This is a genomic window from Sphaerisporangium aureirubrum (genome assembly GCF_042658925.1).
In the GTDB taxonomy this organism is placed as follows: Bacteria; Actinomycetota; Actinomycetes; order Streptosporangiales; family Streptosporangiaceae; genus Sphaerisporangium; species Sphaerisporangium aureirubrum.
This window is the reverse complement of the sequence record NZ_JBHSRF010000113.1, coordinates 1-22424: the sequence shown is the minus strand read 5'-3', so window position 1 is coordinate 22424 and position 22424 is coordinate 1. Positions and strand designations below refer to the sequence as shown.

23 protein-coding genes and 1 tRNA gene are annotated in these 22424 nt (G+C 72.3%); 3 read left to right on the top strand and 21 right to left on the bottom strand.

The features are described 5' to 3' along the window. Window positions 1-139: 139 nt before the first annotated feature. From ACFP1K_RS38330 to selA, 11 genes are all read right to left on the bottom strand, one after another. On the bottom strand, window positions 140-646 hold the full coding sequence (locus tag ACFP1K_RS38330; RefSeq protein ID WP_380762968.1) for a MauE/DoxX family redox-associated membrane protein: 507 nt from the start codon (window positions 644-646) through the stop codon (window positions 140-142). A 3-nt stretch (window positions 647-649) separates the two neighbouring features. Then, entirely contained in the window at window positions 650-1171 is a 522-nt protein-coding gene (locus ACFP1K_RS38325) for a hypothetical protein (RefSeq protein ID WP_380762966.1), read from the bottom strand. Window positions 1172-1219: 48 nt separating this feature from the next. Further along, window positions 1220-1381, bottom strand: a complete 162-nt coding sequence (locus ACFP1K_RS38320) for a hypothetical protein (protein ID WP_380762964.1) — start codon at window positions 1379-1381, stop codon at window positions 1220-1222. Further along, window positions 1381-1899 carry a hypothetical protein gene (locus ACFP1K_RS38315; RefSeq protein ID WP_380762962.1) on the bottom strand — a complete coding sequence of 173 codons (519 nt, stop codon included), beginning with the start codon at window positions 1897-1899 and terminating at the stop codon, window positions 1381-1383. Before ACFP1K_RS38315 ends, ACFP1K_RS38320 begins: the two co-directional genes overlap by 1 nt. Before the next feature lie 5 nt (window positions 1900-1904). Beyond that, window positions 1905-2432, bottom strand: a complete 528-nt coding sequence (locus ACFP1K_RS38310) for a hypothetical protein (protein WP_380762959.1) — start codon at window positions 2430-2432, stop codon at window positions 1905-1907. Beyond that, window positions 2417-3088, bottom strand: coding sequence for a hypothetical protein (locus ACFP1K_RS38305; RefSeq protein ID WP_380762956.1), 672 nt, complete (start codon window positions 3086-3088; stop codon window positions 2417-2419). The genes ACFP1K_RS38310 and ACFP1K_RS38305 overlap by 16 nt, the downstream gene beginning before the upstream one ends. Before the next feature lie 99 nt (window positions 3089-3187). Beyond that, window positions 3188-3937 carry an AfsR/SARP family transcriptional regulator gene (locus tag ACFP1K_RS38300; RefSeq protein ID WP_380762952.1) on the bottom strand — a complete coding sequence of 250 codons (750 nt, stop codon included), beginning with the start codon at window positions 3935-3937 and terminating at the stop codon, window positions 3188-3190. Window positions 3938-3986: 49 nt separating this feature from the next. Next, window positions 3987-4412 carry a rhodanese-like domain-containing protein gene (locus ACFP1K_RS38295; RefSeq protein ID WP_380762949.1) on the bottom strand — a complete coding sequence of 142 codons (426 nt, stop codon included), beginning with the start codon at window positions 4410-4412 and terminating at the stop codon, window positions 3987-3989. A gap of 17 nt (window positions 4413-4429) precedes the next feature. After that, window positions 4430-4524 (bottom strand) — tRNA-Sec (locus ACFP1K_RS38290). Window positions 4525-4614: 90 nt separating this feature from the next. Then, the gene (locus tag ACFP1K_RS38285) at window positions 4615-6315 is read right to left on the bottom strand and encodes a SelB domain-containing protein (protein ID WP_380762946.1); all 1701 of its coding nucleotides are present in this window, start codon (window positions 6313-6315) and stop codon (window positions 4615-4617) included. Beyond that, complete coding sequence (gene selA / locus ACFP1K_RS38280) at window positions 6306-7592, bottom strand: L-seryl-tRNA(Sec) selenium transferase (RefSeq protein ID WP_380762943.1); 1287 nt, start codon at window positions 7590-7592, stop codon at window positions 6306-6308. Before selA ends, ACFP1K_RS38285 begins: the two co-directional genes overlap by 10 nt. A 37-nt stretch (window positions 7593-7629) precedes the next feature. Here selA and selD point away from each other — a divergent pair, with 37 nt between their 5' ends. Next, window positions 7630-8625, top strand: coding sequence for a selenide, water dikinase SelD (gene selD / locus ACFP1K_RS38275; protein ID WP_380762941.1), 996 nt, complete (start codon window positions 7630-7632; stop codon window positions 8623-8625). A 142-nt stretch (window positions 8626-8767) separates the two neighbouring features. Here the strand turns inward: selD and ACFP1K_RS38270 are convergent, their stop codons facing one another. The 4 genes from ACFP1K_RS38270 to ACFP1K_RS38255 form a co-directional block, all read right to left on the bottom strand. Beyond that, window positions 8768-9073 carry a hypothetical protein gene (locus ACFP1K_RS38270; protein WP_380762938.1) on the bottom strand — a complete coding sequence of 102 codons (306 nt, stop codon included), beginning with the start codon at window positions 9071-9073 and terminating at the stop codon, window positions 8768-8770. A 221-nt stretch (window positions 9074-9294) separates the two neighbouring features. Further along, complete coding sequence (locus ACFP1K_RS38265) at window positions 9295-9681, bottom strand: TraR/DksA family transcriptional regulator (RefSeq protein WP_380762935.1); 387 nt, start codon at window positions 9679-9681, stop codon at window positions 9295-9297. Between the two features lie 71 nt (window positions 9682-9752). After that, window positions 9753-10130 (bottom strand): roadblock/LC7 domain-containing protein, encoded by a 378-nt coding sequence (locus tag ACFP1K_RS38260; RefSeq protein WP_380762932.1) that lies wholly within the window; start codon window positions 10128-10130, stop codon window positions 9753-9755. A 140-nt stretch (window positions 10131-10270) separates the two neighbouring features. Beyond that, the gene (locus ACFP1K_RS38255) at window positions 10271-11155 is read right to left on the bottom strand and encodes a hypothetical protein (protein ID WP_380762929.1); all 885 of its coding nucleotides are present in this window, start codon (window positions 11153-11155) and stop codon (window positions 10271-10273) included. Between the two features lie 329 nt (window positions 11156-11484). Here ACFP1K_RS38255 and ACFP1K_RS38250 point away from each other — a divergent pair, with 329 nt between their 5' ends. Then, window positions 11485-11850 carry a hypothetical protein gene (locus tag ACFP1K_RS38250; RefSeq protein WP_380762927.1) on the top strand — a complete coding sequence of 122 codons (366 nt, stop codon included), beginning with the start codon at window positions 11485-11487 and terminating at the stop codon, window positions 11848-11850. A 151-nt stretch (window positions 11851-12001) separates the two neighbouring features. After that, window positions 12002-14155, top strand: a complete 2154-nt coding sequence (locus tag ACFP1K_RS38245) for a DEAD/DEAH box helicase (protein WP_380762924.1) — start codon at window positions 12002-12004, stop codon at window positions 14153-14155. Window positions 14156-14227: 72 nt separating this feature from the next. On the opposite strand, the gene ACFP1K_RS38240 is transcribed toward ACFP1K_RS38245, so the two are convergent. The 6 genes from ACFP1K_RS38240 to ACFP1K_RS38215 all read right to left on the bottom strand — a co-directional run bounded on the left by ACFP1K_RS38240 (window position 14228) and on the right by ACFP1K_RS38215 (window position 22166). Continuing rightward, entirely contained in the window at window positions 14228-14749 is a 522-nt protein-coding gene (locus ACFP1K_RS38240; RefSeq protein WP_380762921.1) for a GNAT family N-acetyltransferase, read from the bottom strand. Window positions 14750-14952: 203 nt separating this feature from the next. Next, a complete protein-coding gene (locus ACFP1K_RS38235; RefSeq protein WP_380762918.1) occupies window positions 14953-16236 on the bottom strand; it encodes an MFS transporter in 1284 nt (427 codons plus the stop codon). A gap of 158 nt (window positions 16237-16394) precedes the next feature. Then, window positions 16395-17234: an SDR family NAD(P)-dependent oxidoreductase gene (locus ACFP1K_RS38230; RefSeq protein WP_380762915.1), complete on the bottom strand. Its 840-nt coding sequence runs from the start codon at window positions 17232-17234 to the stop codon at window positions 16395-16397. A gap of 2 nt (window positions 17235-17236) precedes the next feature. Then, entirely contained in the window at window positions 17237-18535 is a 1299-nt protein-coding gene (locus ACFP1K_RS38225) for a phenylacetate--CoA ligase family protein (protein WP_380762970.1), read from the bottom strand. Window positions 18536-18733: 198 nt separating this feature from the next. Beyond that, the gene (locus ACFP1K_RS38220; RefSeq protein ID WP_380762912.1) at window positions 18734-19576 is read right to left on the bottom strand and encodes an IclR family transcriptional regulator; all 843 of its coding nucleotides are present in this window, start codon (window positions 19574-19576) and stop codon (window positions 18734-18736) included. A gap of 64 nt (window positions 19577-19640) precedes the next feature. Beyond that, entirely contained in the window at window positions 19641-22166 is a 2526-nt protein-coding gene (locus ACFP1K_RS38215) for a hypothetical protein (protein WP_380762909.1), read from the bottom strand. Window positions 22167-22424: the final 258 nt, after the last annotated feature.

Sequence of the window (22424 nt, the reverse complement as noted above, 5' to 3'; positions counted from 1 at the left end):
ATGCCGGTGGGGGGGGGTGCGGCGGCGGTGCCGGTGGTGGGGGCGCAGGCGGAGAGGGCGAATAGGGCGCCGGTCAGGGGGATCAGTGTCCAGCGCGTCATCTGAGGGTCTCTTTCGGTGGAGGGAAAGGACACTTTGACTACCGGTTCCGGGGGCGGGGGGTTCCCGTCAGGGCGGCTGTTTTTGTCGCGACGGTCGTCAGAAGGGCGGCGAAGGCGGCCAAGGGGAGGTGGAGGAGGCGGGTGAGCAGGTCGGGGGGAGGGTGGAGGGGGGACGCCGCGGCGGTCGCGGCGAAGAAGGCCACGGTGATGGCGATCTTCAGAGGGGACACCAGGGTCGTCGTGTCCAGGCAGCCGCAGGGGACGCGGCCTCGTTCGCGCAGGAGGACGGTGAGGTAGGCGGCCAGGGCGGCATGCCAGGTGGCCGCGGCCAGCCAGGCGTAGCGGGTGACGGTCTGGTCGCCTGCCAGCCATGCGGTGATCGCGGCAAGGCCGATCAAGGGGTCGGCCAGTACCGCGACGCGGATCATCCAGGGGGGTAGCAGGCCGTGCCCGCGGAGGGTTCGGTCTCCGCGGGCCAGGTGACGCACGCCTGCCACGACCAGGAGCACGGCTCCGGCCAGGGCCAGGTCGGTGAGCAGGGTCATCGTTCAGCCTGTGAGGCCGGTCAGGAGGAGGACCACCAGGGAGAGCAGGAAGCCCGCGGCGCAGAGGCGGCCCACCCAGGTGAGGTGGCGGAGCAGGTTCCGGTCCCAGGCCTTGGGGTCTCCGCTCAGGGAGCGGGTGAGTGGCATCAGGATCCTGCCCAGGCCGAAGCCCAGGCCGACCAGGACGCCGGGGAGGATGCCGCCTACCAGGACGACGACCAGGACCAGGGCGTGGGGGAGGGCGGTGGGGGAGAAGGTGCGGACGCCGGTGCCCATTTCGAAGCCGAACTGGAACGGGCCTTCGAACTGGCTACGCGGGATGATCTCCTGGGGGACCAGCCTGCGGTTCTGGATCAGCTGGAGTGGCTTGCCCGCCAGCTCGAACACCATGATCACCGCGATGACCGGGGCGAGGATCCAGAGCCTGACGATCTCCGGTGCCACCGAGACGAGGCCTCCGAGGGCCCCGACGACCGTTCCCGAGACCAGGGCGCCTACGACGAGGCCGGTCGAGAAGGCCGCCAACTGTCCCCGCCAGACCGACGAGGTGAGCAGATCCGCCGAGTTGAGGCTTCAAACGGATCCGGAGAGGGAGAAGCCGGCGGTGATGCCCAGCATTATCCAGGCGAGCAGGTCGAACCTGCCCGTCCATACCTGGCTCGTCGCGGCCAGCGCCAGGGCGGCGAGGAGCAGGCCCGTCGCCACCCGGGGAGCGGTGAGTACGCGTGCGCCCATCAGGGGTTCGCGCGGGAGCAGATGTAGAACGTGGTGCCGGAGCCGTAGACGGTGAAGGTGCCGTCGGCGCAGCGGTACGGCGTTCCGCTGTACGTCCAGCGCCAGGCGTTCCTCTTGGTGACGCCGCCCTCGCCGCAGGCCTTGACCGGCGTGTAGTACGAGTAGGAGTTGCCGTCGGTGCGGAACCAGCCGTCGCCGCCGCAGTAGCCGCTGGAGTACGGCGCGCCCACGCACACCGTCTGGGTGGTGCCGTCCCGGTAGCCGGCCCAGTTGTTGTATCCGGGGTCGCCGCAGTTGCCCCACTCGTTCCCGACGGTCGCCGAGGCGCCCTTGATGCGCGCCGGAGGCAGGGCCCCGACCACGTTCAGGGCGAGCGCGCCGCCGAGCACGCCGACCGACTTGAACATCGTCCGCCGGGACACCCTCGGCCATGCCATACGGCGTGGCCGTGGGGACTGCCCGGTCTCCTCGTCCACCGATGGGACGTCGGCCCAGTAGTCGCTGGCATTGACGGTCATGCTGGTCACCTCACGTTCGAAGATTCGGACATGTCCACGCCGAGCAGCCGATCCAGGTCCGCGTCGGAGCCCACCACGCGGCGCCACTCCTCGGTTCCGTCCGGGGCGTACTTGACGAGCGACGGCGTCGCGCCGACCGCCACCGAGCCCAGCAGGTCCGCGTCGACGACGGCCCGGACGTGGTCCGCGCCCGCGACCCACGCCGCGCAGGCCGCGCTCGCGCTCAGCGTCGTCAGGTGCCCTTGGAGCAGACCGGACGGGATGGCGGCCAGGTGCGCGGCGCGCTCCCGGCAGCTCTGGCACTGCTCGGAGACCACGAGGACGAAGGTGGGGTCGTCGTCGGGGGATTCGAACCGGGCCATCCGGCGGACGCCGGTCGCGCCGGGGACGGGGGTGGCGAGCACCGCTCGCTGTAGCTCGCGCACGGTCTTGAGCAGGGCGGAGATCGCGAACAGCGCGAGCACCATGCCGAGGAAGGCGAACACGGCCAGGGAGTTGACGACGTTCTGCATGGCCGTCAGTTCAGCCGGCACTTGATGGAGTCGACGACGGCCGCGAAGCGCGGGTCGTCGGCCTGCCGGGCGACGAGGGTCGTGGTCGTCGTGTCGTTGACGACGATGGCCGATCGGAGCACCCGCCCGTCCGCGCGCGTCTCGTCGACCTTCCACAGCGCGCCGCCCCGGACCCGCTTGCCGGTGCCGCCGGGCGCGGGCATCTCCGCCACCGGGTTCACCTGGACCGAGCACACCCCGTCCAGGGTGTTGAAGGCGAGCATGCTGGAGAGCCGGACGCGGGAGCCGAGCCGCGGCGCCAGCACGACCCCCTCCGGGGCGTCCCGGATGTCGAAGACGGACAGCTGGCCCATGAACACCTCGAAGGGCACGTTCAGCCCCGGGACGAAGGTGTAGATCTCGTGGTGCGGGCCGATCCACAACATCGTCGTGCCGCCGCTCTCCGCGTCCTCGTGGGAGATCAGCCGGGCTCCGTTCCAGGAGACCTCGCGGACGGTGAATCGGTCGAACTCCCCAAGATGACGCGCGATCAGCTCGCGCGCCCCCGCGGCTCCGGTGTGGAGGCGGAAGGCACCGTCGTCGCCGTAGGCCCACAGCATGTAGCTCCAGCCCATGGTGAACGGTTGGGGACTGCCGTCGACGGTCAGTTTCCGGCCGTCGGGGGTTCGTGCTGACATGGCACCACTCCTAATGATCCGGGGTTCCCTGCCCCAGAGTCATCGATCGGTCCCCACGATCGCCACACAGCCGCCACACGCGCGCCACACCGCCGGGTGTCAGAGGCTTCGGTCCTCCATCAGGATCCGGTTGTGCAGGCTCGTCAGCGTCTGCGAAGGGCCGACGCCGATCCGCTCCACCAGGGCGGATCGGCACTCGTGGTAGGCGAGCAGCGCGTCGGCCCGCCGCCCGCTCCTGTGCAGGGCCACCATCAGCTGGGCCCTCAGGTCCTCCCGCAGCGGGGCCAGGGTGACCGCGATCCGCAGCTGGTCGATGGCCTCCTCGTACGCGCCGAGCCGGATGCACCCGCCCGCGAAGTCGCTCACCGAGGCCAGGCGGCGCTCGTTGAGCTGGGTCGCGGCGTTCCGCAGCGCCTCGGAGCTGTCGGCCAGGTCCTGGAGCGCCGATCCGCGCCACAGGTCCAGCGCGTCCCTGAGCATCTGCACGACCACCGCGTCGTCCCGCGCGCTCAGGGCCATCGCGGCCCCCGACCGCATCGCCTCGAAGGCGGACAGGTCGAGCCGGTCGGCGACGTCCGTCACCCGGTATCCGCCCGGCACGGTCTCGATGGACACGCCGGAGCAGGCCAGGCCTTTGCGTAGTTCCGCGACGTACGTCTGCAGGTTCCGCCGCGCGGACGGCGGGGAGTCCTCACCCCAGAGGGCGGCGATGCAGCGGTCGGTGGAGACCGCGTGCGGCGAGTCGAGCAGGAGCAGGGCGAGTAGCTGGCGGTGCTTGATCCGGGTCACGGCGAGCAGCGTGCCGTCCGGCTGATGGATCTCGAAGTGCCCGAGCAGGAGAAATCTCATTGGAAACTCCAGCCGACCATAGTTGGTTGGTTAACCAAACAAATTCATCTCAAAGATGATCAGCCCCCTGACCCGGCCCCCGTGGTGGCGCGGGGACCCGGAGCCGCAGCGAGGGCATGCCCGCGGCCCTCCAGGCCTGGAAGCCGCCGATCACGTCCGTCGCGTGCGCCAGCCCGATCCGCCGCAGCACGGCCGCGGCCAGGCTGGAGGAGTAGCCCTGGTCGCACAGGACGATCCACCGGACGGCCGGTGACGTCGCCTCCGGGATCCGCGCCTCACACAGCGGGTCGAGCCGCCATTCCAGCTGGTTGCGCTCGACCACGACGGCGCCGGGGACCTCGCCGTCGCGGCGGCGCTGGGACTCCGGCCGGGTGTCCACGAGGTACGCGCCCGACGAGACGGCGGCCCAGGCCTCCCGGGGTGTGAGGCGGCGCAGACCCTTCCGGGCCGTTTCCAGGTACTCGTCGATGCCCACGGAACCCCCTGAGGAGATGCGGAGACGGACGGGAATCGAACCCGCCGCGCCGAGATCCTCGGCGCCACCGGTTTTGAAGACCAGGAGGGCCACCAGGCACCTGCACGTCTCCATCGGGAACCGTACCAAAGATCCCGATCTTCTTTCACCTGGCAATTTCCGCGCATATCGCGATATGTATCTCAATCGACTTGATTAAGACCTATTGCCGTATCTCACGGAGTGACTTGTCCTTTCGCCGGGTGACGCCCATCCGGTCGAGGTGTTCGAGCAGCGGGATGACGACCCGGCGCGTCGTCCCCAGCGCCACCCGCGCGTCCGCCGCCGTGAACGGCTGGGGCAACCCGGCGAGGATGCGGGCCGCCGCCTCCACGGCTCCGGGCGGCAGGACGACGCCGGGTGCCACGCGCAGCAGCTCCTCGGCCGCCTCCGCCACCGCCAGCGAACGCGCGTCCAGGCCGAGCTCCGCCAGCCGGGCCGTGTCCGGCGCCGCGAACGGATCGGCGGCCCAGTCGCGCCGCAGCTCCCCGATCCCGGGGGCGAGCGCGGGCGCCGCCGCCAATAGCCGCCCGCGCACCCGCCGCAGCGAGGTGCCCTCGGACAGGGCGTCCACCAGCGAACGCTCCGGCAGGCCGAGCGCCTGCCGGGCCGTCTCCGCGGCCATCCCCGGATCCTGCGGATTCTGTACGCCGTGCGCGGTCACGATCTCCACCAGCCGAGCCCGCAGCGCCGCCCAGTGCGCGGGATCGGCCACCCACTCTCCCGCGACGGGATCGGCCGTCACCGGCGCTCCCATGGCGGCCAGCTCGTCGCGCCTGGCCAGACCGCGCCGCCGCAGCTCGGCCGTCCCGTCGGGAGACCCGCGCAGGTCCCCGAGCTCGGCCGCACGTGCCTTCGCCGCTCCCCGGCGGCGCAGCTCCGGAGGCCGCACGTCGAGGACAGTCGCCCGCCACACGCGGCGGCTGCCCGGGTCCCGCAGCAACGCCCGGTCGCCGATGCGCAGCGGGAGCCCCCGGGCCGGTGTCACCCGTGCCGTGTCGTCGCCGAGCGGCCGTGCCCGCGCGGGTTCCGCCGCCGTCCCGATGTGCCAGATCACGTGCTCGGGAGGGTGGCCCTCGCCGGAGAACCGGATGTCGGCCACCGGCACGTCGAGCCATCTGCCCGGCGTCACCAGCGCGTCCCCGCGCCGGGGCCGGCCGCCGCCGCGCAGGTTCACCGCGACCCTGGCCGGGCCGCCGACCTCGGCCCGGGGCCGCTGGAGGCTGTGCAGCCCCCGGACGCGCACGTCGTCCGCGCCGGCCCGCAGCCGGTCCCCGACCCTGATCGTGCCCGCGCCGAGCGTCCCGGTGACCACCGTCCCTCGCCCCTCGACGGTGAAGACCCGGTCGATCCACAGGCGCACGTCCGCGTCCGGCGAGGGCTCGGGCGGCGCGAGGGCCGCCAGCATCCCGCGCAGTTCCGGCAGCCCGCGCCCGGTGACCGCGCTGACCGCGACCATCGGGACGTCCGCCATGCTGGTGCCGCCGAGCCGTTCCCGGCAGCCCGCCATGACCGGCGCGGGGTCCGCGAGGTCGGCGCGGGTGACCGCGAGCACGCCGCACGAGATGCCGAGCGCGTCGATGATGTCCAGGTGTTCCTGGGACTGGACGGCCCACCCCGCGTCGGCGGCGACCACGAACAGCACCGCCGGCGCCGGGCCGACCCCGGCCAGCATGTTGCCGATGAACCGCTCGTGGCCGGGCACGTCGACGAAGGCGAGCTCCCCGCTCCACACGAACCCGAGGTCGATGGTCAGCCCGCGCCGCCGCTCCTCCTCCCACCGGTCGGGCTCCATCCCGGTCAGCGCCCGCAGCAGGGCCGACTTCCCGTGATCGACGTGCCCGGCGGTCGCGATCACGAGCACGTGGCCACCACCGCGCCGAGCAGGTCCCCGTCCTGGCCGGGCGGGACGGCGCGCAGGTCGAGCAGGCAACGTCCGCCCTCCACCCGGCCGACCACCGCCGGGGTTCCCCTGCGCAGGGGCCCAGCCAGCGCGGCGTCCACGGCGACCGCCGCGCTAGGCAGCTCGACGCAGGGCGCGCCCCCGCCGCCGACCGCGGCCCCGGTGTCCACGGCCTCGGCCTTCACCCCGGCCGCGGCCAGCCGTACGGCCAGCGCGCCGGCCCGGCGGCGCAGCTCGGCGGGGTCCGCGCGCAGGGCGTCGCGGGTGGGGTTGGCGGCGTGGACGAGCGTGGCTTCCAGGGCGGCCAGGGTCAGTTTGTCCACCCGCAGCGCGCGGGCCAGCGGATGTCTGCGCACGAGCTCCACCAGCCCGGCGCGTCCGAGCAGCAGGCCGCACTGGGGGCCGCCGAGCAGCTTGTCCCCGCTGGCCGTGACGAGATCGGCGCCCGCGCGCAGCCACGTCGCCGCGTCGGGTTCGTCGGGCAGCAGCGGCTCGGGTGCCAGCAGCCCGGATCCGATGTCGGCGACCAGCGGGACCTCCAGGCCCGCCAGGTCGCTCACGGACGGAGTGCCGGCGAATCCCTCGATCCGGTAGTTCGAGGGGTGGATCTTCAGCACGAAGCCGGTCTGCGGGCCGATGGCGGTGGCGTAGTCGGCCACGGACGTCCGGTTGGTGGTGCCCACCTCGCGTAATCGGGCGCCGGTGGACGCCAGCAGCTCGGGCAGGCGGAAGCCGTCGCCGATCTCGACCAGTTCCCCCCGGCTGATGACGATCTCCCGCTCCCGGGCCAGCGCGGTCGCGACCAGCACCAGCGCCGCCGCGTTGTTGTTGACCACGTGCACCGCCTCCGCGGCCGGTACGGCGCGCCCGAGCGCGGCCAGCGCCGCCCTGCCGCGCCTTCCTCTGTGGCCGGTGGCGAGATCGAACTCGACGTCGGTGGTCCCCCCGGCGATCCGGACCGCGTCCAGGGCGGCCTCCGACAGCGGCGCCCGGCCCAGGTTGGTGTGCAGGAGTACGCCGGTGGCGTTGATCACCGGGCGCGGCCCGTCGTCCGGGAGCGTCCGCAGCGCTTCGTCGTAGACGTCCGAGGGGCCTATTTCGCCGTCTCTCGCCCGTTGCTGTGCGGCGTTAACGGCGGTTTTCACCCGATCCCGGCCCATTCGCCCGACGAGCGGCGTGAAGCGGGGATCGTCCAGAACGGCATCGGTCCGGGGAATCTGACGACGCGGGTCGGTCATGACAAATCGGGATATCGCAATACCGCCCGCACGCGCAATGATTCCGATCATGCTGAGGCTGACCCAATACGCCCAAGGCGGCGGCTGCGCGTGCAAGATTCCGCCCGGTGAGCTGGAGGACGTCCTCGCGGGCCTGGGCGTCACCCCCGAGGACCCGCTCAGCGAACTCGTCGTCGGCCTCGACACCGGGGACGACGCCGCCGTCGTCCGGATTGAGGGCGGCACGGCGGTGGTGAGCACCGCCGACTTCTTCACCCCCGTCGTGGACGACCCGTTCGACTGGGGCCGCATCGCCGCCGCCAACGCGCTGTCCGACGTCTACGCCATGGGCGGCCGCCCCCTGATCGCGCTCAACCTGCTGTGCTGGCCCCGGGAGGTCCTGCCGTACGAACTCGCCCGCGAGGTCCTGCGCGGCGGCGCCGAGGTGGCCGCGCGGGCGGGATGCCATGTCGCCGGCGGCCACAGCATCACGGACCCCGAGCCCAAGTACGGCATGGCCGTCACCGGCCTGGCCGACCCCGCCCGGCTGATGCGCAACGACGGCGGCCGCCCCGGGCTGCCGCTGTCCCTGACGAAGCCGCTCGGCCTGGGTGTCCTCAACAACCGCCACAAGACGACCGGGGAGGTGTTCCCCCAGGCGATCGCCACCATGACCGAGCTCAACGCCTCCGCGAGCGAGGCGGCCGTGCGCGCGGGCGTGCGCTGCGCGACCGACGTGACGGGCTTCGGCCTGCTGGGCCACCTGTTCAAGCTGGCCAGAGCCTCCGGCGTGACGGCCGTGCTGGACCAGGCCGTGATCCCCTTCCTGGACGGCGCCCGCGAAGCCGCACGGGCCGGCTTCGTCCCCGGCGGCTCCCGCCGCAACCTCGACTGGGTGGCCGGACACCTCACGAGCACGGCCGACGAGGAGACGATGCTCCTGCTCGCCGACGCCCAGACCTCCGGAGGGCTGCTGATCGCCGGAGAGGTGCCGGGAGCGCCGGTGATAGGCGAGCTGGTACCCCGGGAGGAACACGTGATCGTCGTCAGATAGGGCGGGTCCGAGGGGTTCGGTGCGCTGGACAGGGCGCGGCCGGAGGTTCGGTGCGCCGGTGGCGGGATCTCCGGACGGCGCGGCGGGGGCGCGGCGGCCATGTGGCCGCCGTGCCGTCCTGCCGCGGTGCGGCGAGGGAGAGTCAGTCGCCGTCCTCGCCGGTGGCGAAGCGGCGAGCCTCGCGACGGCCCGCGTAGCGTTCCTTGCGGTTGGCCGCCTTGGCCCACTGCTGACGTTCCTTGACGCAGGCGGGCTTGCTGCATCCCGAGCAGCAGCTGCCGCCGAACAGGAGCGTGCTGGGGTGGCGCCACCGGCAGCGGGTTTCCGCGTCGTCCCATGCCGGCACCGGCGGCAGGTCGCAGGGACCGAAACGGTGATCGTGCTCGGGCTGTGGGTCGTGCTCGGCGTAACGCACCCTCAAGGGCTTGGTCTTGTCCGTACGGGACATCTCGTTCCTCACGGAACCGCCGCCCGTGCTCCCGGGCCTTCCGGGCGGGCGGCTAGGTTCGCCGCTTCACGGCGACACCTCCTTTGTCGTGTCCTCGGCATAGACCGGCTCCACTGGGAGTGGAAAGCCTTTCAGAATATCGGTGAGAGTTTGACCGGCACAAGAACCTCGCCGATGCCGATTCAGATCCGGCGTCGGGGCTGAATCGGTGGTCGCGTCCTTCAACGGCGGCGGGCCGCGCAGATGACGCAGGTCCTGGCGGCGGGGAGCACCATCAGGCGCTCGATGGGGATGCGCTGCCCGCATCCCGCGCAGATCCCGTAGGTCCCGTCGCGCAGCCGCTCGAAGGCGAGGTCCAGGTCGGCGAGGTGCGTCACCGCCTGCGCGAGGAGGGACTGGACGTGGGCCCGCTCGAAGGCGGTGGACGATCCCTCCGGGTCGTGCTCGTCGTCGGGCGCCGTCAGCGCCGCCGACTCGACGATCTCGTCCCGGTCGCGGCCCAGCATGGCGGCGCGGGCCGTGGTCCTCCGGCGGTCCGCGTCGAGCTGTTCCCGTATCGCCGCCCGCTCCGCGGGGGAGAGCACGGCGTCCGGACGGTGTTCGGTCATCGCGATCCTCCCCGTCTCCACCAGGTTATTCGCAGGGAAGGGACATGGTCGCGGTGGCCGTGGTGTTCCCGTCAGTCGGTGGGCACCCCGTCGAGCAGGAGGCCGAGGCGCTCGACCGTGGGGCGGGAGTCCACGTGCAGGCGGGCGACGTCGAGGCCCTCGTCGGCGAGGACGACCAGCAGGCCGCCCTTGCGGACGGCGTAGACGACCACGTAGCCGCCCGCGCAGCGGATGACCACTTCGCGCAGCTCGCCGATGCCGACCTCGTGGCCGGTGCGCTTGCCGAGCCCGAGGGTCGCGGCGGAGAGGGCGGCGAGCACCTCGGGACGCGCGCCGTCGGTGTCGGCGGTCACCAGCAGGCCGTCCACCGAGGCGACGGCGGTCTCGGTCACGCCGGTCACCCGCTCGCGCAGTGCCCGCAGCTCGGTGAGCACTTCTTCGTGGCTCATTGTCGGCCCTTCCTGTTCGTCTTCGTAACCTGGAGTGCGTGGGTGTCCGCGTCCGGTGACCGTTCTGCCGCAGCGGCGTCGTGGGATCCGTGGGTGGTGTCCGCGCGCCGGGCGTCCTCGCCCGGAGGGCGGTGTCCGGTTCAGACTTCTTCGTCGCCGGAGGGTGGGTGGATGCCGCGGAGGCCGAGCAATCGGCGCGGCAGCGACGTTTTCCCGGTGGCCGGGAGCGTCTCGACGACCTTGCTGGTCCCCGGCCGGCGCTGCGGCAGTTCCGCGCGCTCGGGGGCCGCGGGCGGTTCGGGGGCGCGCCGGCCGCGGTCCAGGGTGAGCAGGCCGTCCTCGACCATGTGGGCGATCTCGGTCAGCACCGCGAAGAGGCCCCGGCCGAGGGCGAAGGCGATGTCACGCGCCGTCCTGCGGCCGTTGGCGTGCTTCAGGATCGCGCGCCGCAGCTCGGTCGAGGAGATCACGGGCAGCGAGAACGCCGCGGTGGCGACCGGACGGCTGCGGAAGGTGAGGTTCATCGGCCGCCAGGTGGCCGTGGTCGCCAGCCGGCGGACCGTCTCGCGGACCAGCCGCTGAGGGTCGACACCCGGCTGCGCGGGCAGCGGCGGCGCCAGGTCGCCGGGACCGGCGGGGTCGAGACGGACGTCCCCGACGCCGCACAGCGCGATGGCGAACACCGCGTCGAAGACGGCGGACAGGCAGACGCTCTCCAGCCCGGCGACACCGAGGCTGCTGATCTTGACCAGCTCGTCGGCCAGGTGGCCGGTCGGCGCGCCGGCGCTGTAGGCGCGCGTCCAGTCCTCCTCGGTGATCCGGCCGGAGCGGAGCAGCAGGGACTCGGGGCCGGGGGCCGCCGGGCTGAACGCGGAGATCACCAGGCCGGAGCTGAAACGGACGTTCCCGCCGGGGCTGCCGTCGGCCTGGAGTATCCCGGAAAAGCCTTCCTGGCCGCAGCGCAGCAGAAACGGCTCGATCGGGCCCGCGCCGGCGCCGAGGGGCTCAAGGTGCCGGCCGTTCATGTTCTCCTGTCCAATGTGCGCTGCTGACCTGGGGAAATGATTCCTGAGGCCGGGAGATCGGGGGATGGTGGCAATGTCACGGGCCTATCCTGAAAGCGGAGAAGCGCAGGATTTCCGGCCTTTCCTATAGGGAGGACAGGGCGGCCGTCGAACGGCCGGGGTGCGTGCACGGGCGTGGCCATCGGCGACGACGCGTACCTCCGCCCCTTCACTATCGGCGGGCCTTAACGGTACTTTAATGCCTCCACATCCGTAAACCGACGGGATGCGTGGAAAGATCATCAAGCGGTCAAGCAGTCTGTCGGAATAACTTTCTCAGAAAGAAGTCGATGAACATCGAAACCGCCCTCAAAGAGGCCATGACCATCAACGGGGCCATCGGCGTGGCTCTCGTCGACTACGAGAGCGGCATGTCGCTCGGCTTCATCGGCGGGGGCCGTGAACTCGACGTGGAGGTCGCGGCGGCGGCGAACACCGAGGTCGTCCGGGCGAAGCTCCGTGCCCTCGCCTCGCTCAACCTCGACGAGAAGATCGAGGACATCCTGATCACGCTGGACCGCCAGTACCACATCATCCGGCTCATCCCGCACACCGGAAGCTCGCTGTTCCTCTACCTGGCCCTCGACCGCGAGCGGGCGAACCTGGCGCTCGCCCGGCACAACCTCAAGAACATCGAGCGTGGACTGGCCGCCTGAGCCAGGCCGTGGGGGGCTTGCACCGGCTGGGTGACCGTCGCGCTCAGCCGGCCGGGCCGGGGCCGCGGGCCTTCGCGCCCGCGCGACGACCCGACCCGGGGTGCCGCGCCGGATAGCCTCTGTTGTCGGTGATCGGCGGAAAGGGGCGGCGGTGGAAGAGCGGCAGCAGCTCACCCCCAAGAAGGTCAAAGCCCTTCTCGCGGACGCGGGGCTGATCCTCGCCGACGCGCGCGCTCTGCTCGACGAGCACGCCCTGGTCCGCCGGTCGGTGGACGAGGCGCTGGCCGCGCTGCGCGAGCATCTCTCCCGAGCCGAGCTGGCGGCCATCCCCGTCGGCCGCATCAAGGACGTCACCGGCGGCCGGCTGCGCATAGGCGTGCTCGAACGCGCCGGGTACGCCACCGTCCTGCAGGTCCTGGAGGCCTCGCCGTACCAACTGCAACTGCTCCCGGGGATCGGCGCGCAGACGGCGGCGCAGGTGAACGCGGCGGCGCGCCAGATCGCGCGCGCGGTCGAGCGGACCGTAGGCATCCGCATCGACGTCGAGCACCAGGACCGACGCACCGGTGACCTGGTGATCGCGCTGCACCGGCTGGTGGACGCCGGGCCCGACCTGCCCCGCGCCCTGGACGCCGCCGAGCGGCTCGCCACGCGGCTCGACGCGCTGCTGAAGGAGGCCCGGCCCGCGCGCAGCAGGCTCCGGATGTTGTTCACCGACGCGGACAGGCGCGGGCGGGCCCACGAGGCGCTGGCCTCGATGGCGAGCCTGCTCGAGGACGCGCGGGAGACCCGGCTGTTCCTGGCCCAGATGACCGCCGACCTGCTCCGGCCGCCGGTGCCGGCGTTCGAGGCCTGGGCCGACTTCGAGTTCCGCAGCCCCGAGTACTACAGCCTGCTCGCCGAGGTGGCCGCGGAGCCGGGCGCCGCCGGGCAGGGCCTGCTTCCCGACGACCTGGTCGCCAAGGTCGACGCCCAGGAACTCGACGACACGCATCGCCGGGTGTCCCTGCGCGGCTACCAGTCGTTCGGCGCCCGATTCGCCCTCGTGCAACGCCGGGTGATCCTCGGTGACGAGATGGGCCTCGGCAAGTCGATCGAGGCCATCGCCGTGCTGGCCCACCTGAAGGCGCGCGGGGACGCGCACTTCCTGGTGGTCTGCCCCACCAGCGTGTTGATCAACTGGGTGCGGGAGATCGAGTCGCGCAGCACCCTGGCCGTCTATCCCCTGTACGGGGCCACCCGCGACGCCGCCCAGGAGGAGTGGGAACGGCTCGGCGGCGTGGCGGTGGCGACCATGGACAGCCTGCACCGGCTGCGCACGTCGCCCGGTGTCGAGCTCGGCCTCCTCGTCGTCGACGAGGCGCACTACGTCAAGAACCCGCAGACGAAGCGCTCCCAGACGGTGGCCGAATGGTGCCGCCGCACCGAACGGGTGCTGTTCCTGACCGGCACGCCCATGGAGAACCGGGTGGAGGAGTTCCGCGTCCTGGTCTCCTACCTGCAGCCCGACCTGGCCGCGAGCCTGCGCACCGGCGACCTGGTCGCGGGGGCCCAGGCCTTCCGCAAGGCGGTGACGTCGGCCTACCTGCGGCGCAACCAGCAGGACGTGCTCAAGGAACTGCCCGAGCGGGTCGACGTCGACGAGTGGGTCGAGTTCAGCGGCGCCGACTTCACCGCCTACCGCGAGGCGGTCAGGGCGGGGAACTTCATGGCGATGCGGCGGGCCGCCTACGCCAGCCCCGACACCTCGGCCAAGTTGAAGCGCCTGCTCGAACTGGTGGAGGACGCGCGGGCCAACGGCCTCAAGGTCGTCGTCTTCTCCTACTTCCGCGACGTGCTCGGCGCCGTGCGGACCGCGCTGGACGGCCGGGCGCACGGGCCGATCTCCGGGGCGCTCACCGCGGCCCGCCGCCAGGAGGTGGTGGACGAGTTCTCCCGGAGCACGGGACACGCGATCCTGCTGGGCCAGATCCAGGCGGGCGGCGTCGGCCTCAACCTCCAGGCCGCGTCCGTCGTGATCATGTGCGAGCCGCAGGTCAAGCCCACCATGGAGACCCAGGCCATCGCCCGCGCGCACCGCATGGGCCAGGTGCGGACCGTGCAGGTGCACCGCCTGCTGTCGGTGGACGCCGTCGACCAGCGCATGCTCGACATCCTGAGCGCCAAGACCGAGTTGTTCGACGCGTACGCCCGGCGCAGCGACCTGGCCGAGTCCTCGGCCGACGCCATGGACGTCTCCGAGCAGGCACTGGCCCGCCAGATCGTCGAGGAGGAACAACGCCGCCTCGCCCTCACCGACTCCTGAGCCGTGGCGCTCAGCCGACCGCGGCGGCCACCGTCATCGGACCCTCAACGATGGCGGAAGCGAGACGAAGTCCTATGTGTGCTGGGGGTGCAGGGTGCGCTCGTACTCGATCTGGGGGACGGGGGTGCCGTCGCCGAAGTCGTGGTCCTGGGTGTGGCCGGAATTGGTGAAGCCGGTCTTGGTGTAGAAGCGGTGTGACTGGGGGGTGTCGCGGAGGGTCCACAGGTGGACGCGGGTGAACGCGTCGTGCCGCAGGCGGGCCAAGGTGGCGGTCATCAGAGAGGCGGCTATGCCGCTGCCCCACAGGTCAGGGTGTGCGTAGAAGCCGAAGATCTCGGCGACGTGCGGCCTGGAGGGGGACTCGCCGAAGTAGGAGTACGCGCCGGGGCGGCCGTCCATCCGGGCGAGCAGGATCGTGTCCTTGCCCTCGGCGATGACGGCGCGCCACTTGGTGCGGCGGTGCTCGACGGCGGCGGCGAAGAACTCGGGCGCGAAGAAAGGGGCGTAGGCGGCGCGCCACGCGGCGGCGTGGACCTCGCCGACCGCGTCGGCGTCCTCGGGCGTCGCCTCGACGATCGTGATTTCACCGGACATGGGCACCCACCCTACGACCGGGGCGGATCGCCGGACGGGGCGGGCCGGGCGCCGTCGAGGCCGAGCAGGTGGGCGGCGTCGTGCTTGAGGATGCGGGGGCGGACCTCCGGCTTGATGTCGAGGGCGCGCTTGTGGGTGGCGACCGCCGCGCGGGGCCGGGGCCCCGCTTCCGCTCGGCCCGCGCGGCGCGGACAAGGACCGTTCTAGCGCTCGGGGGTGACGGCCAGGGCGGGCTCCTCGGTCTCCCGGGGCGCGGAGGCTCGCTGGACGCCGAGGACGGCCACCAGGCTGACCAGGCCGAGCGCGGTCAGGAAGACGGCGACCGGCGTCGAGGAGCCGGCCGACGCGTACAGCGCGGGGAACGCCGGGGTGACCGCGCCGGCGACGGTGGCGCCCAGCGCGTACGCGACGGAGATGCCGCTGTAGCGGACCTTCAGGTCGAACATCTCGGTGAACAGGCCGCCCTGCGCGCCGGCCATGATGCCCTGCACCACGGCAGCCACCAGGAAGGCGACCAGCGCCAGCCCGGCGTCACCGGTGTTGACCAGGGCGAACATCGGGATCGGCCAGATCACGGCGGTGACGGCGCCGACGATGTAGAGCCGCTTGGCGCCGAAGCGGTCGGAGAGCAGCGCGGACACGGCGATCGCGCCCACCCACACCGAGGTCGAGGCCAGGATCAGCGTGAGCAGCGTGTTCCGGTCGAAGCCGACCACCTTGGTGCCGTAGGTCAGCATGTACACGGTCACCGCGTAGCCCACCGCGGGCGGCGCGATCGCCGCCAGGCCGCCGAGGATCAGGTTGCGCGGGTGACGGCGGATCAGCTCGGTGAAGGGGACCTTGATGATCTTCCGCTCCTGCTTCACCTTCGCGAACTCCGGCGGCTCGGTCAGCATCATGCGGATCACGAGGCCGACGACGACCAGCACCGCGCTCAGCAGGAAGGGGATGCGCCAGCCGTAGGAGAAGAAGGCGTCGTCGTCCATGCCGGAGACCGCAAGGAACGCCAGGTTGGAGGTCAGCACGCCGATGGGGACGCCGAACTGGGCGAAGCTGCCGAACAGCGCGCGGCGCCGCGGGCCGGCGTTCTCGGTGGAGATGAGCATCGCGCCGCCCCACTCGCCGGCCACGCCGAACCCCTGGACGAGACGTAGGGCGACCAGCAGCAGCGGCGCCCCGATGCCGATGGCGGCGAACGTGGGCAGCACCCCGATGAGGAACGTGGACCCGCCGGTCAGGATCAGCGTGAGGACCAGCATCGACTTGCGGCCGATCCTGTCGCCGAAGTGGCCGATGACCGCGGCCCCCACCGGGCGGACCAGGAACCCGACGGCGAACGCCGACAGGGACGCGAGCGTCGCGGCGTCGGGGGACGCCTCCGGGAAGAACAGCCGCGGGAACACCAGCGCCGCGGCGGTGCCGAAGATGAAGTAGTCGTACCACTCGATCGACGTGCCGACGAAGCTGGCCGCGAACAGGCGCTTCATCGATGGAGGCTTGGACGTGCCGTGCTGAGCCATGGGTGGCACTCCTCAGGGGGGTGGGTGTTCCTGGACGGCGGGGGAGTTCGCTGACGCGGGGGTTGTAGGGAACGTAGTTCGGCCGGCGCCCCGGGTCGTGGGTCTTCAGTGGCGACTCGGCTACGTCATGTGTCGCGGTCGCGGCCGGTGGGCGCCGCGACCGGCGGTGGCAGGAGGGACGGCCCGCCGTCGACGGTGAGGGTGTGCCCGGAGATCCACCGGGCACGGTCGCTGAGCAGGAACAGGACGGCCTGGGCGACGTCCCACGCGGTGCCCTCGGTCCCCAGCGCGGTGCTGTCGCGCCGCGGCCCGCGTGCCTCCTCGGGCATGTTCGCCGCGGCGAACGCGCCCCAGATCATGCCGACCCGCACGCAGTTGACCCGGATGCCCCGCGGGCCGAGCGTGGCCGCCGCGCCGTCGGTGAGGTTCTCCAGCCCGGCCTTGGCGACGGAGTACACCATCCCCGGGCCACGTGCCCGCACGGTCACCGAGGAGATGTTCACGATCGAGGCGCCGCGCGGCAGCACGGGGACGGCGTGCCGCATCACCTGCCACGCCGAGGTGAGGTTGACGGTCAGCAGCTCGGCGAACCGCTCCGGCGTCGCCTCGAACAGCCCGGCGGGGTCGCCCGACGCGACGTTGTTCACCAGCGCGTCGAGCCCGCCCAGGCGCCCGGCCGCCTCGGCGACGGCGTCCGCGCAGGCCCTGTCCGAGGTCACGTCGGCGACCACGGCGCACGCCTCGCCGCCGTCGGCCGCGATCCGCTCCACGGTGCGCGCGGCGGCCCCCGGGTCCCGGTCCAGCACCGCGACCCGGGCGCCGTGCGCGGCGAGCACCCGGGCCACGGCGTGGCCGACACCGGGCAGCGCGCCGTTCTGGCCGCCTCCGGTGACGAGGGCGGCGCGACCGGCCATCCACCGCGCCCCGGCGGCGGCGAAGGGGTCGGTCAGCGGGTCGTCCGTCATCGCTACTCCACCGCCTGGACGGTCACCCGGGTCAGCCGGGACTTCATCTCGGAGCGTTCGATCGAGCCGGGCGGCACCAGCGTCACCACCGCGCGAGTGCTCAGCCGGGCGCGGATCAGCGTCTCGACGTCGGCGCGGAGCCGCTCGTGGTCGCCGGGGTCGTCACCCCACTCGACCTCCACCCGCAGCGGCGGCTCCACCCGGGGCCCGCCGTCCGGCAGCACGATCTGCACGACCCCGTTGGTGCGCGGCCGCATGGACTGCACCAGATCCCTGACCGCCGACGGGAACACGTTGACCCCGAGCACGATGAGCATGTCGTCGGTGCGCCCCACGCAGCGGATCAGCGGGGCGCCGTCCGCGGCGAGGCCCGTGACGACGATCCGGTCCCTGGTGCGGAACCGGACCAGCGGGCAGCACTCGCGGTCCACGGACGTGTAGACGAGCTCACCCGTCGCGCCCGGTTCGGGGTCGATCGGTTCGCCGTCGTCGGGGTCGACGAGCTCCACCAGCACGTGCCGGCCGCCGGTGAACCGCATCCCGCCGCTGCCCGGCGCCTCGGCGAACAGGACGGGCGCCATGTCGGCGTTGCCCAGGCCCTCGGTGACCCGGCCGCCCCAGTCCTGCTCGACCTGCCGCCGGAACGCCGGTTCGCCCCCGCCGGGCTCGCCGCCGACGAAGATCTTGCGAATGCCGAACTCCTTCGGGTCGCGGCCCTGCCTGCGCACGTACTCCGCCAGGTAGCGCGCGTACGAGGGGGTGGAGTGCAGTGCGGTGACACCCAGCGTCTCCAGCGCCAGCACCGCCTTCTCCGAGGCGCCCGTCCCGATGGGGACCATCGTGCAGCCGATGCGTTCCAGCGCGTCCCGGATGGGCAGCCCGCCGACGAACAGCGTCAGGCCGGAGCCGTGCAGCACGACGTCCTCCCTGGTCGCGCCCATGGTGACGAAGGCCCGGGTGACCATCTCGGTCCACGACTCGGCGTCGGCGCGGGTGACCCCGACCCAGTTCGGCCTGCCGGTGGTCCCGCTGGAGGCGTGCACCCGGATCACCTCGGTCATCGCCACCCCGGCGTGCCGCCCGAGCGGCGGCGCCGCGGCCTGCGAGTCGCGCAGCGCCTGTTTGGTGGTGAAGGGCAGCTCCCGCACCTCGTCCAGACCCGGCGGCGCCGCGGGGTCGATCCCGTGCCCGGCGAACAGGCCGGCGTAGAACGGGGAACGAGCGGGCAGCCCGGCGAGCTGCACACGAAGCATCGCGGCGACGGCGTCCCTGTCCTCGGGGCGGACGAAAGCGGGCTTCATCACAGAGGGTTCCTTTTGGTAGCCGGGAACCGACTATGACGAGCGGACGGGCGGCCGGTCGACACGACTTCCGCGTCACGGAAGAACCGGGGCGCACTCCCACCGCCGGGGCGCATGGCGGAGAAGGCGCGCGCGACCTAGCGGGGGAGGTCCCGCGCGAGGCGGCGGTCCACGGGACCGTCCGCCCGGATCACCGAGTCAGTGGAGCCTTCTGCCGCGCCGCGGCGCCACGACGTCCGCCGGCGGCGCCGCGAGGACGCGGGACACCCCGCGCGCCGCCGTGCGCAGCGCGGGCACCAGGGAGTGCGGCGAGGCGGACCCCGTCTCCACGGTGATGCCGACCGCGGCGACGACGCAGTCCCGCGCGCCCCGGATGGGCACGGCGATCGCCATCGCGTTGTCGGTCAGGTGGTTCTGCATGATGGCGACCCCGGAGGTCCGCACCTCCGCCAGCTTGTGCCGCAGCACGCCGGGGTCGGTCAGCGTGTGGTCGGTGAACCTGCGCAGCTCCGACGACAGCACCTCCTCCTGGAAGTCCCAGGGGGAGAAGGCCAGCAGCACGAGCCCGGTGCTGGTGGCGTGCATCGGCCACCGGCCGCCGATCCTGCTCGGCACCGGGACCGCCTCCCGGGCCCGCAGCGACTCCACGTAGATCACGTCGTGCCCGTCCGCGACCGCGAGATGGATGTTGGCCCGCGTGGCGTGCTGGAGATCCCCCAGAAAGGGCAGCGCCACCTCGCGCAGCTCCAGCTCCTGCGGCGCCAGCGTCCCGAGCTCCAGCACGCGCAGCCCGATGCTGTACCTGCCGTCCTCGTCCCGGCTCAGCGCACCCCAGCTCCGCAGCTCGTTGACCAGCCGGTGCGTCGTGCTCAGCGTGAGGCCGGTCCGCCGGCTGATCTCGCTGAGCGACAACGCCACGTTCTCGACGTCGAACACGCCGAGAATCGACAGCAGCCGCTGGGCCGACGTGACGCGGCCCGGTTCCTGAGAGGTGGCCGTCAAGGCAGTCATCGCCTCGCTGTTCGCCCGTTGAAACAGCATTACGTGAACCTCACCAGGCTACATAAACAGTGGTGACCATCCGGGGGCTGTGCGGTGAGCGGTGTCACCAGGTGCGGTGAGCGGCTGCCACGACCACGTAGTTGTCGCCGGTGCTGGACACCTGGAGGTCCCACGCCTGCCTTGCGGTCTGGATCCGGCAGTACAGGAACGGGTGGGTGTGGCGCGGGACGCGGGTGGCGCAGGCGGCCGGGGTGCGGGCGGCCTCGGCCAGGGCGGCCGGGTCGGCGCGCAGGAGGGTCCAGACGCCGAGGCTGTAGCCGGGGAAGGGGGGCACGGGCTCGGTGCCGCCGAGGAAGGCGGCGGCCCTGGTGGTTCTGCCGGCGTTCGCGGCGTCGAAGAGGCCGTCCACGGCGAGAGCGGCCTGCTGGTCGTGGTGGAGCGGGCCGCCGGTGTCGCGGGCCATGCCGCTCGGGATGGTGGCCGCCGGGAGCCGGTCCTTGGCGCAGTCGTCCCCCGCGAAACCGCCGGGGGTCGCGGTGTACGCGCCGCTGTAGCCGACCAGGCGCAGGGTCAGGTCGCTGGTGCGGAGGGCGTAGTAGAAGGAAGCCTCGCGCGTCCCGGAGGGGCGGGCCGGTCTGCTGATCGTCGTGACCAGCAGGCGGCCGGTTCGCTCCTCGACGCAGCCGGTGTGGTGCTCGGCGCCCGCCGGGGGGATGAGGAACAGCCTGCCCCGGTTGTGGCCGTCGCCGTAGCGGATCGCCTGGAGGGTGCCGTGGTCGTTGAGGCTCACCAGCATCGACGTGCCGCCGGCGGTGACGCCGACCTGCCGGCGGGGTGAGTCGTTCAGCCGGTCGGCGACGGCCGACAGGGGGAGGCCGCCCGGCAGGGACGGCGCGTCCGGGGCCCAGACGCGGATGTGTCCGCCGGGCAGGAACGCGGTGCCGCCCACGGGGGCGCCGCCGGCGCTCCACATCACCAGCCGGTCGGGTGCGCGGTCGCCGTCGAGGTCGGCGTCCACGGCGAGCAGGCAGGTGAGGGATCCCGGCGCGCCGACGGGCGGCGCGAGGCCGTGCGGCGGCGCGCACGTCCCCGCCGGGAGAGCCTTCGCCTGGGTCAGGGTCATGTACGCGGGCCAGGAGACGTACGCGGGATATGAGCCGACCCGCAGCAGGTGGACGAGGCTGATGACCACCTCGGCGGCGTTGGACACGTAGCCCACCACCGTGAACGCCGCGTCGATGTACCCGAGTACGGGAAGCTTCTTGAGGTATCCCAGTGCCTTGCGCACCCATCTGATCGCGTCCGGCGCCTCGGCGATCAGGGAGGGCATGAAGACCACGACGAGGTTGGCCAGCAGCTGCGGGTTCGTCAGGATCGTCCCCGCGAGCCGCGCGACGAACTCCAGGTCGTTGCCCTGCCCCGGTGGCGGGGCGGAGATGTGCGCGGCGATCTGGTCGAGGACGACCTGCTTCTCCCTGCGCTCTATCGACGACAGGTCGAGGACCACGTCCCGGTTGAGGAACAGCCCGAGCACCGGGAGGACCGCGTAGTTGAGGAAGGTCAGGGCGCGGCTGTACGTCCTCGGCCTCCCGAGGTCGACCCCCGCCGGGAGGCCGGTCTCGTCACCCCAGGCGACGGAGTAGTAGGACGGCGCCGTCCTGATCCTGGACCCGCCGGGCCGGAGGATCTGGAACAGCTTCAGGACCTGGCTCTCGCTGAACGCACCCGGGTCCTGGCAGGGCGGAAAGACGACACCCACGAGGTCGAGAGCCGCGCACCCTCCCGCCTTCACCAGGTTCACCACTCCCTTCCCGGCGTCGGCCAGAATGGCCAGCACGATCTTCTCCAGATTGGGCACGATCACGACCTGCCCCGGCACCGCACCGAGCGTCGCGACCGGTGGCTTCCCACCCTCGTAGAAGAACGCGATCGAAGGACTGCCGTTGGCGACCTCGGTCGTCACCCCATCCGAACACACGGTAAGCGGCGACGACCGCCTAGAAGCCACCGCCTCAAGCCGCCACATGGGAAGCTCACAGCCCCCTGCCCCGGGCGCCGTCCGGATGGTTCGGTGGGGGATGCCGGTCGTCCGGGTGGTTCGGTGGGGAACGCCGCTCGTCCGGGCGGTTCGGTGGGGAACGCCGGTCGTCCGGGTGGTTCGCTGGGGGACGCCGGTCGTCCGGGTGGTTCGCTGGGGGACGCTGGTCGTCCCGGTGTGGACGGCGAGCGTGCCGCCCCGCCGTGGCTGCGCCGCGCAGGTGGGGGCGGCGGCGGGGCTCGGCGGCCGTCTCCCGGTGTCGATCGCCGTCGCGATGTCGGCCAGCTGGCCGTGGAGCGCACAGACCAGCGTGGCCTGCGTCCGCAGTTCGTCGGCGTCGGTGCGCGGATCGGGGGAGCGGACCTTGCCACCGGCCTGCGGCTCTTCGGCGAGACGCTTGCACAGCAGATCGGAGTGATGGCCGAGCACAGCCTGCGCCGGTCCGGTACGCGCCAGGCTGTCGAGAAAGGCCACCGACACCGCGTCCGGACGGGCCATCCACGGCGTGAGCAGCGTCTGCCCGATCCCCGCCGCCTCACAGTCGGCGACGAACCTGGGCGGGGTGAACCCCGGTAAGGACCAGACCGGCACAACCGCGAGTGGTTCATCCGCTTTATTGAGAATTAACGCGATACCGCCGGTGTTCTGAGCGATGTCGACGTCGGCCCACGGTTTCCCCGGCATCCCGCCGCCCGCCCCCGGCGAAAGACCCCGGACAACCCCCCCGACCATGACTTTCGCCGCAAACCTGGTAGCGTCCCCAAGATCGACAAAGATCCTCCGCCGCTCCGTTTCCACCCCCTCCAACCCACCCCCCGAACCAACCCCCCCAAGCCCGCCCCGAGCACC

Coding starts and splice junctions, on each gene's coding strand:
- ACFP1K_RS38265 (WP_380762935.1), bottom strand. CDS start 9,681: ATGACCGAACACCGTCCGGACGCCGTGCTCTCCCCCGCGGAGCGGGCG.
- ACFP1K_RS38305 (WP_380762956.1), bottom strand. CDS start 3,088: ATGTCAGCACGAACCCCCGACGGCCGGAAACTGACCGTCGACGGCAGT.
- ACFP1K_RS38320 (WP_380762964.1), bottom strand. CDS start 1,381: ATGGGCGCACGCGTACTCACCGCTCCCCGGGTGGCGACGGGCCTGCTC.
- ACFP1K_RS38330 (WP_380762968.1), bottom strand. CDS start 646: ATGACCCTGCTCACCGACCTGGCCCTGGCCGGAGCCGTGCTCCTGGTC.
- ACFP1K_RS38230 (WP_380762915.1), bottom strand. CDS start 17,234: ATGACGGACGACCCGCTGACCGACCCCTTCGCCGCCGCCGGGGCGCGG.
- ACFP1K_RS38220 (WP_380762912.1), bottom strand. CDS start 19,576: ATGCTGTTTCAACGGGCGAACAGCGAGGCGATGACTGCCTTGACGGCC.
- ACFP1K_RS38260 (WP_380762932.1), bottom strand. CDS start 10,130: ATGAGCCACGAAGAAGTGCTCACCGAGCTGCGGGCACTGCGCGAGCGG.
- ACFP1K_RS38315 (WP_380762962.1), bottom strand. CDS start 1,899: ATGACCGTCAATGCCAGCGACTACTGGGCCGACGTCCCATCGGTGGAC.
- selD (WP_380762941.1), top strand. CDS start 7,630: ATGATTCCGATCATGCTGAGGCTGACCCAATACGCCCAAGGCGGCGGC.
- ACFP1K_RS38300 (WP_380762952.1), bottom strand. CDS start 3,937: ATGAGATTTCTCCTGCTCGGGCACTTCGAGATCCATCAGCCGGACGGC.
- ACFP1K_RS38270 (WP_380762938.1), bottom strand. CDS start 9,073: ATGTCCCGTACGGACAAGACCAAGCCCTTGAGGGTGCGTTACGCCGAG.
- ACFP1K_RS38250 (WP_380762927.1), top strand. CDS start 11,485: ATGAACATCGAAACCGCCCTCAAAGAGGCCATGACCATCAACGGGGCC.
- selA (WP_380762943.1), bottom strand. CDS start 7,592: ATGACCGACCCGCGTCGTCAGATTCCCCGGACCGATGCCGTTCTGGAC.
- ACFP1K_RS38235 (WP_380762918.1), bottom strand. CDS start 16,236: ATGAAGCGCCTGTTCGCGGCCAGCTTCGTCGGCACGTCGATCGAGTGG.
- ACFP1K_RS38240 (WP_380762921.1), bottom strand. CDS start 14,749: ATGTCCGGTGAAATCACGATCGTCGAGGCGACGCCCGAGGACGCCGAC.
- ACFP1K_RS38255 (WP_380762929.1), bottom strand. CDS start 11,155: ATGAACGGCCGGCACCTTGAGCCCCTCGGCGCCGGCGCGGGCCCGATC.
- ACFP1K_RS38225 (WP_380762970.1), bottom strand. CDS start 18,535: ATGAAGCCCGCTTTCGTCCGCCCCGAGGACAGGGACGCCGTCGCCGCG.